Annotated in this window: 1 protein-coding gene; it reads left to right on the top strand. The window is 74.7% G+C overall.

Translation table 11 applies throughout. The features are described 5' to 3' along the window. Window positions 1-1,126 (top strand): glycoside hydrolase domain-containing protein (locus tag ACQKIP_RS47990; protein ID WP_427745933.1); only part of this gene is annotated, 1,126 nt, incomplete at both ends.

The following is a 1,126-nucleotide window of genomic DNA, read 5'->3' as shown; positions in this document are numbered from 1 at the left end:
GCCCGGCCTGTACGAGGGCGAGATAGCCGTCAGCGCGCCCGGCGCCCCGGAGCGCGTGCTGCCGCTGCGCCTCACCGTCGGCCAGGACGTCGTCGCGGACGGCGGCGCCGGTGAGCCCTGGCGGCTCGCGCGCCTCGGGTGGCTGGACTCGGCGCTCGCGCAGGACGACGAGCCGGTGGCGCCGTTCACCCCGGTCGAGGTCACCCCTGTCGAGATCACCCCGGTCGAAGTCACCCCGGACGAAGCGGCGGACGCGGCGGGCGGGCATCGGCTCACCATCCTGGGCCGCACGGTCGAACTCGGCCCCGACGGCCTGCCCCGGCGGCTCCTCTCCGCCTTCACCCCGGCCGTCACGCGCGCCGACGGGCCGCCGCGCGACCTGCTGGCCGCGCCCGTGACGCTGGATGTCGGCCACCGCCTCGAACACGGACCGCTCAGCCTGGACCGGCCGGGCCCGGCGCGGGCGCGCTGGTCGTCGCGGGCCGCCGGTCGTGACGTACTGCTGCACACGGAGGGCGAGTTGGAGGCCGACGGCTTCCTCGTGGTGCGCGCCACGCTGGAGGCCACGGCCGACACCGAGGTCGACGTGACGCTGGACGTGCCGGTCCGCGAGGAGATCGCGCGCTATGCGATGGGGCTCGGCCTGACGGGCCGGGCGTGTCCGGCCGCGTACGACTGGAACTGGGACACACCCACCCGCAACCAGGACGCGTTCTGGCTAGGCGACCCGGCGGCGGGTCTCCAGCTCAGCCTGCGCGACGAGCACTACGCACGGCCGCTGAACACCAACTACTACCGGGAGAAGCCCCTGCGCACACCGCACTCCTGGGCAGGCGACGGGGCGGGCGGGGTGCGCCTTCGCACGAGCGAGGGGGTGCGCCGCCTCTCCGCCTTCAGCGGGCCGCTCGCGCTGCGCGCCGGCGAGAGCCGGTGCTTCGAGTTCCGGCTGCTCCTGACCCCGTTCAAGCCCCTCGACCCGGCGCGGCAGCTCTCCGAGCGCTACTTCCACGCGTACGTCTCACCCGCCGAGATCGCGGAGTACGGCGCGAACGTCGCCAATCTGCACCACGCGACGCCGCCCAATCCGTACATCAACGATCCGCTCCTGGGCGCCGACGCCCTGCAC

Origin of the sequence: Streptomyces sp. NPDC059900 (genome assembly GCF_050270335.1) — a bacterium.
Lineage (GTDB): Bacteria > Actinomycetota > Actinomycetes > Streptomycetales > Streptomycetaceae > Streptomyces.
The sequence above is the reverse complement of the archived record's forward strand: the minus strand, read 5'-3'. Positions and strand labels throughout refer to the sequence as shown.